Origin of the sequence: Phyllobacterium sp. 1468 (assembly GCF_031455525.1) — a bacterium.
GTDB lineage: Bacteria > Pseudomonadota > Alphaproteobacteria > Rhizobiales > Rhizobiaceae > Phyllobacterium.
In genome coordinates this window covers 339,734-347,046 of sequence record NZ_JAVDSX010000006.1, presented here as the reverse complement: position 1 = coordinate 347,046, position 7,313 = coordinate 339,734, and the positions used below count along the sequence as shown (strand labels likewise).

At 58.3% G+C, this 7,313-nt stretch carries 7 protein-coding genes; 2 read left to right on the top strand and 5 right to left on the bottom strand.

Annotated features, from left to right (window positions below):
• Window positions 1–144 precede the first annotated feature (144 nt).
• Entirely contained in the window at window positions 145–918 is a 774-nt protein-coding gene (locus J2X72_RS18310; protein ID WP_210003018.1) for a fumarylacetoacetate hydrolase family protein, read from the top strand.
• 110 nt (window positions 919–1,028) lie between these two features.
• Here J2X72_RS18310 and sucD read toward each other — a convergent pair whose 3' ends face one another.
• The 5 genes from sucD to J2X72_RS18285 all read right to left on the bottom strand — a co-directional run bounded on the left by sucD (window position 1,029) and on the right by J2X72_RS18285 (window position 6,614).
• On the bottom strand, window positions 1,029–1,910 hold the full coding sequence (gene sucD, locus J2X72_RS18305) for a succinate--CoA ligase subunit alpha (RefSeq protein ID WP_310074211.1): 882 nt from the start codon (window positions 1,908–1,910) through the stop codon (window positions 1,029–1,031).
• Entirely contained in the window at window positions 1,907–3,082 is a 1,176-nt protein-coding gene (gene sucC / locus J2X72_RS18300) for an ADP-forming succinate--CoA ligase subunit beta (RefSeq protein ID WP_310074208.1), read from the bottom strand. The genes sucD and sucC overlap by 4 nt, the downstream gene beginning before the upstream one ends.
• A gap of 204 nt (window positions 3,083–3,286) precedes the next feature.
• Window positions 3,287–3,445, bottom strand: a complete 159-nt coding sequence (locus J2X72_RS18295) for a hypothetical protein (protein ID WP_310074205.1) — start codon at window positions 3,443–3,445, stop codon at window positions 3,287–3,289.
• Window positions 3,446–3,487: 42 nt separating this feature from the next.
• Window positions 3,488–4,765 (bottom strand): formyl-CoA transferase, encoded by a 1,278-nt coding sequence (frc, locus tag J2X72_RS18290; protein WP_210003015.1) that lies wholly within the window; start codon window positions 4,763–4,765, stop codon window positions 3,488–3,490.
• Between the two features lie 94 nt (window positions 4,766–4,859).
• On the bottom strand, window positions 4,860–6,614 hold the full coding sequence (locus tag J2X72_RS18285) for a thiamine pyrophosphate-binding protein (RefSeq protein ID WP_310074200.1): 1,755 nt from the start codon (window positions 6,612–6,614) through the stop codon (window positions 4,860–4,862).
• A 556-nt stretch (window positions 6,615–7,170) separates the two neighbouring features.
• Here J2X72_RS18285 and J2X72_RS18280 point away from each other — a divergent pair.
• Window positions 7,171–7,308, top strand: a complete 138-nt coding sequence (locus tag J2X72_RS18280) for a hypothetical protein (protein ID WP_310074197.1) — start codon at window positions 7,171–7,173, stop codon at window positions 7,306–7,308.
• Window positions 7,309–7,313: the final 5 nt, after the last annotated feature.

Here is a 7,313-nt window from a genome sequence, read left to right as displayed (position 1 = left end):
CGAACTGTTCTTCCGCGACAACACCATGATGCTCTTCGCCGACGCCAAGAAAATGGTCGAAAATATCGTCAAAGCACTCGATCACTGACAAGGGCGGCGGGCAGAAGAAAAGATCCGCACTTTGCAAAAATGGAGGAAAGACAAATGGCTCAATGGGTACGATTCGACGATGAGGGCATGGAGGGCTTCGGCCTTCTGCAAGGCAAGGATATCATCGTTTATCAAGGGAGCATGTTCGAGCAGCCCATCGCCACCGACATGCGGATCCCCCTAGCCTCGGTCCGGTTGCTGGCACCTTGCGCGCCTTCCAAGATCATCGCGTTGTGGAACAATTTCCATCAGCTCGCCGCCAAGCTCGACGTCGCAAAACCCGATGAGCCGCTCTATCTGTTGAAGGCCTTGTCGAGCGTCGCATCTCCGGAGGCTGTGGTCCGCCGTCCTCCTTCCTACACCGAACGCGTCGGCTATGAAGGCGAACTTGGCATCGTGATCGGCAAGCGCTGCAGCAATGCCTCGCAGGAGGAAGCCGCAGCCGCGATTTTCGGTTATACCTGTGTCAACGATTTGACAGCGAGCGACATTATCGCCCGCGACAAGACCTTTGCACAATGGGCCCGCGCCAAGAGCTTCGACGGTTTCTGTCCGTTCGGTCCGGTCATCGCTACCGATATCGATCCGACCGAATGCAATGTCAAAACGGAACTCAACGGCGCCCTGCGTCAGGATTACCCCTTAAGCGATATGATCTTTCCCCCGGCAATTCTCGTCAGCGCGCTATCGAAGGATATGACGCTGGAGCCTGGCGATCTGATCTGCTGCGGCACATCGCTCGGCGTCGGCTCGATCAAGGATCCGACCAATACCGTCTCCGTCACCATCGAGGGTATCGGCACCCTGTCGACCACATTCGTTCAGTAGGCTCTAAAATGAGAGAATACCCGGAAGCCAAGGTTCCGGGTATTCTTCCACCAAACCGGCATTGGATGTTTCAGCGCTCTACCCAACTCCGGCCAGACCCGTCATATTGTTCAGGCCGCTGCGGCCATCGCCTCGCGGATCGTCTCGCCGACGAGATGCGGGCTCTTGGCGATGACAACGCCCGCATCCTTCAGTGCATTGATCTTGTTGCCGGCATCACTGGCAGCGCTTTGCGCAAAAGCCCCGGCATGGCCCATACGGCGTTCCGTCGGCGCATGACGGCCGACAACGAGCCCGACGACCGGAATGTCCGGTTTGATCCCGGCAAGAAACTCCGCCAGTTCCTGCTCTTCCGATCCCCCGATCTCGCCGATGGCGATGACACCGCGCGTATCGTGGTCGGCAAGGAACAGCTCCATGCAGTCGCGCATGCTCAAGCCGTGAATGGCGTCACCGCCAATGCCGACGGTTGTCGACTGTCCCAGTCCCGCCGCACTCACCTGAGCGATAACCTCGCTGGTCAGCGATGCCGAGCGCGACAGAATGCCGACATGGCCCTTTCGCTCGCTCCCCGTCGCCATCACACCGATCTTGCAGACGCCCGGAGACAGGATGCCCTGCGAGTTCGGGCCGACAAGAACCGTCGCGCTTTGCTTCAGCGCGGCGCGCACGCGCAACATGTCCTGTACAGGCACCCGCTCCGTCAGAGCCACGACAAGCGGCATACCCGCCTCGATCGCCTCGATCATTGCCGCGGCAGCGTTTTCCGGCGGCACGAAAATCATGCTGGCATTGGCGCCCGTCTCTTGCATCGCTTCAGCAACTTCGTCGAAGACCGGGAGGTTCAAATGGTAGGTTCCGCCCTTGCCGGGCGTCACGCCGCCGACGATCCGGGTACCATATTCCATCATGGCCGCCGAATAATGCGTTCCGGCCCAACCGGTCATGCCCTGGCAGACCACACGGGTATTCTGGTCAACGAGAATGGTCATGATCTTTCTCCATGGGCGGCGGAAACGGCGCGGTTCACCGCCGTCCACATGTCGGGACAGTCGATCACCTTGCAGCCGAAATTGGTAAAACGGAACCGGGCATATTCGGCATTGTTGCCCGCCAGACGGACGATGACCGGGCAGGAGCGGCCGGTCCGCCGCATCGCGATGCCGAGACCGTCGGCTATGGTATCGCAGGGCTGCATTCCGCCGCCATGCACATTGACAAGAATCGAGCGCACGGCCGGATTGTTGAGAAGAAGCGTGAATCCATGCGCGACATCGAGGCTGGTGGCCGTCGTGCGGATATCCATGAAGTTCGCAGCGCTGCCATTGGCTGCACGCACCATGTCGAGCGTTGCGAGGCCAAGCCCGGCCCCATTGACCGCCAGGCCGATATTGCCGTCCATTCGCAGGTAGTTGAGCCGGCGATTCTGCGCGACGAGCTCGATTTCATCGCCGTCATGCTCTTCGCGCAGGGCGACCAGTTCGGGATGCCTGAACAGCGCGTTGTCGTCGATAATCATCTTGACATCGACCGCAACGAACCTGCCCTCCTGTGTCACAACCAATGGATTAAGCTCGATGAGTGTTGCATCGAGCTCGATGAAGGCCAAGCGCAACTGGTCGAGAAGCGAAGCAAAGGCGGAGTGAAGACCGGAACCAAGGCCAAGACGCTGAGCCAAGTCAGTCACGGCCGCTTTCTCGGGTGCATCTCCGGTACCGAGGGAAAGCCGTTCCAGTCGGGTTTCACCCGTTTGAAGCCGCTGCTCGATATCCTCGCTCCCTTCAGCACCGGCAAGGATGGCGATTTCAGCCCTTGCCGCATCAATGAGCAACGACAAATAGAGGCTGCGGAGGGGGCGAACGGCCGTTTCGATCAAAACTCTGTTGACAGGGCAACCGGCTGGTCCCGTCTGTTCGGTAATGAGCGTGCGCCCAAGCATCGCGGCTGCAGCGGCTTCGACGTCGCGTGGCGATGAGACTAGACGGACGCCGCCTGCGAGGCCGCGGCCTCCCGCCAGAACCTGCGATTTTACGGCGATGCTGTCCGCGCCCAACGCCTCTGCCGCTTCGCGGGCCTCGCCGGGGGTCAGCGCGACACGGCCTTCGGGTACGTTGACGCCTCTGGCAGACAAGAGTGCCTTCGACTGAAACTCATGAAGCTTCATGGCCGCCTCCTCCCTGAAGCGATTGGGCTGATGTGCGACGGGCTTCTCCCGCAGGTCGCACCTGTCGTCAAGCTATTGGAATACATAATACCAACCAAAGCACGTGCTGTCAATCCGTAGCCGGATTGAGATCGCCGCACGGACAACATCACGCACGTATGTTTTTCGGAGGAAGAAAACGGCGGCACCGGGGGTTAGAGCCTTTCATGTCTGGATGGGAATGTTCTGCCGGAGGGAATTTCGTTCAAGGTCGAGGGATTTGGCGAGGCCGATGTCTATCCATCGGACGAAGACATCGACCTCGCCACCTTCCGCGTGGATTGTCTCGCCATCCGTGAAACAGAGCTGTTTCCATCCAGGCATGAAAGGCTCCAACCCCCGGTGCCGCCGTTTTCTCGATAAGGATTATTCGGCCGCGATTTTCTGCGGGGTTCCGAGTGCACCGCTTTTCTGCAGTTCGTCGATCGCCCGCTCATCGAATCTCAAGACGTCGCGCAGAATTTCGTCCGTGTGCTCTCCCAACAGCGGGGAACGCGTAACGTCTGTCGGGCTGTCGGAAAGCTTGATAGGATTGCCGACGGAAAGATAGCTGCCGCGCTCCGGATGCTCCACCTCGACGATCGTGCCCGTAGCCCTCAGCGATTGGTCTTCGGCGATCTCTTTCATCGACAGGATGGGACCGCACGGAATGTCCCTGTCGTTGAGGATCGCCATCGCCTCGAACTTGTCCTTCGTCATTGTCCACTCCTCGATGCGGGCAAAAATCGCATTGAGGCGCGGCAGGCGGGCTACGGGTTTTGCGTAGTCGGGGTGTGTCTTCCATTCCGGCTCGCCAATCACGTCGCAAATCGCCTCCCATACGGGCGCCTGGGTGATGAAGTAGATATAGGCGTTGGGGTCCGTCTCCCAGCCTTTGCATTTCAGGATGCGCCCGGGCTGGCCGCCGCCGGAGTCATTGCCCGCGCGCGGCACGCTTTCGCCGAACTCAATACCCTCGCCATATTGGCTGTATTCGTTCAAGGGTCCGTGCGCCAGGCGTTGCTGGTCCCGCAGCTTGACGCGGCACAGGTTGAGCACGCCATCCTGCATTGCTGCCGAAACTTTCTGGCCGCGCCCTGTTTTGGTGCGTTGGAAAAGGGCTGTGACGATGCCGAGGCACAGATGCAGACCTGTGCCGGAATCACCGATCTGCGCTCCTGTAACCAGTGGCAGACCATCGCGGAAGCCTGTCGTCGATGCCGCACCGCCAGTGCATTGTGCGACGTTTTCGTAGACCTTGCAGTCCTGATAGGGACCGGGGCCGAATCCCTTGATCGAGGCGACGATCATTGCCGGATTGAGCTCCTGGACACGCTCCCACGTGAACCCCATGCGATCGAGCGCGCCCGGGGCGAAATTCTCCACCAGCACATCGCAATTTTTGATCAGTTCTTCGAGAACCGCCTTCCCGCTCTGATTCTTGGTATCGAGCGTGATCGAACGTTTGTTGTGATTGAGCATGGTGAAATAGAGACTATCTGCCTCGGGGACGTCGCGCAGCTGGCCGCGCGTGATATCTCCAACACCGGGGCGCTCTACCTTGATGACATCTGCACCAAACCAGGCAAGAAGCTGTGTGCATGTGGGCCCAGACTGAACATGGGTGAAATCCAGGATGCGAACACCCTCCAAAGCTTTCGTCATTCTTTTCTTCCCTTTTTCTGGCGCGGAACTTGTTCCTTCGTTCTGCTTTCTGTCGATTTGAGCCGGCGGCCTTTATGACCGCCGGGCTTTTTCGTTACTTGTACATCGTCTGGTTTTTGGTCCCGGGCGCATACTCATTCGGATCGACCCAGATGTTGACCACCGCCGACCTGCCCGTCTTGGCTATGGCCTCGCGAGCCCGCAGCAGCGCCGGCCGAATTTCGGACGCTTCGCGAACTTCTTCGCCGTGATTGCCGAGCATGTGCGCGAATTTGGAAAACTCGACGTCGCCAAGCTTGTTGCCGACATTGCCGCGTTCCTCGCCATATTTTGCAACCTGGCCATAACGGATCTGGTTCATCGAAGAGTTGTTGCCGATAACCGCAAGATAAGGCGCGTTGAACCGGTCACAGGTTTCCATGTCGAAGGCAGTCATCGAGAAGGCGCCATCGCCATAATAGCAAAGCACTTCCTTTTGCGGATGGGCCAGCTTCGCTCCAAGCGCGAAGCCGGTCCCGACGCCCAGCGAACCAAGCGCGCCGGGATCCATCCATTGACCCGGATTGCGCGGGCGCACCGCTTGAGCCGAGATGGTCACTACATCGCCACCGTCGCCGATGTAGATCGTATCCTCGCCGAGGAACTCGTTGAGCTCGTATGCAACACGGTAGGGATGGATCGGGCTTTGGTCCGACTTGAGAAGCGGCAGCACCTTGTCATAGGCAATAACTTCCTGCTGCTCGAGAGTTTTCATCCACTCACGGCGTGCCTGCCGCTTACCCTTGTCGATTCGGGCGGATGCTGCCTGCAGGACCGCCGAAAGTATGGCGCCTGGATGGCCAACGAGACCCAGATCGATATCGCGGTTCTTGCCGACTGTGCGGTAATCCTGATCGATCTGTACCAGGGTAAGGTCCTTGGAAATCCGCTTGCCATAGCCCATGCGGAAGTCGAACGGCGTGCCAATGACCATGATCACGTCGGCATTGTTGAATGCAAAGCCGCGTGTGCGGTCGAAGTGATGAGGGTCACCAATCGGCAGCGTACCGCGGCTTGCGCCGTTGAAGTAGCCGGGAATATCCAGCCCACGTAGCAACTCGACTGCAGCCTGCGTGCTGCCCGACGTGAAGACCTGCTGGCCGAATAGAACTGCCGGGCGTTCGGCATTCACCAGAACATCAGCCAACTTTTCGATATCCGCCGGATCGCCAATTGAATAGGTCGACGCCCTGTATTTGCCCGGCTGCGGTATGACCGCCTTTTCAATAGGAATTTCGCGATCCAGGACGTCACGCGGAATTTCCAGGTAGGAAGGTCCGGACGCACCCGAGAAACACTCGCGCGCAGCCATGGAAATCATATCGGCAATACGTTCGGTCGAGGAAACACAGGCAGCAAATTTGGTGATCGGCGTCATCATGTCGACATGCGGCAGATCCTGCAGGGAGCCCATTTTGTGCTGGGTCAAGGCGCCCTGCCCGCCAATATGGAGCACCGGGCTTTCCGAGCGGAATGCCGTGGCAATACCTGTGACCGCATTGGTGCAGCCTGGACCGGCGGTCGTCACAACGCAGCCCATCTTGCCCGTCTGGCGCGCATAACCATCGGCCGCATGAGCCGCGACCTGCTCGTGGCGCACATCGATAATGCGGATGCCTTCATCGATGCAGCCGTCATAGATATCGATGATGTGACCGCCGCAAAGCGTGAAAATCGTGTCGACACCTTCATTCCTGAGCGCCCGCGCCACCAGATGGCCACCGGACACCACACTCCCGTCGCGTACCTTCCGCTTCAATGTATCTTCAGCCGTTGATGTGGCCTTCTCAACCTTTGTGACGATTGTCATGAACGTCTTTCCTCCTATTGAATTTTTGTCGTCTCTTATCGTTGGCGGTTGGCTGCCCACCTGTTCCTGGCATGCAGCCCTACATGCGGTTGCTGCTCCAGCAGTGTCTTATTCAGGAAGCCAAGTGGCTCGGCTCTATAGAGATTTTGCATGCGAAAACGCTCGTTGAGATCGATAGGCCCTGTCTCCCCCTGCCTCGGATTGCCACCTCAAAGACGGAAGCGGCGGAGACAGTCGAAAGAGCTGAGCCGGATTTACAAAGTCCGCGGCGCTTCCTCACCCGAGTGCCGGGTCAGCTGAAGTGCTCTTGCTGAATCTCTGGCATAATAAATACCATAAGTCAAACACTCTTGGTGAAGATAATCCCGGAGCAGTCAAAACCAGTTGAGACGCCCAAAAAACATCGAAACAAAAGGCCCACCCGAAACGTTGTAAGAGTGTGCGGTGCACAACCTATGCAAAAATGGGATGCTGATATGCGTCTGGCGCCGTTGTGAACTGGGATATGGTATGCCAGATAGACGCTATCTTAAACGGTAAACAGGAGTGTCAAATCATGCCGGCACGTGCAGAAATAGCCAATTCAACCGATCGCACCGCCCGTCGCGGTATCATCGAGACGATTCTTGCCTTTCTTGACAGCGTTGCACGCATCAATGCGCGCAACAAGAATAGCGAGCCTTTCGGTCTCTAATCACT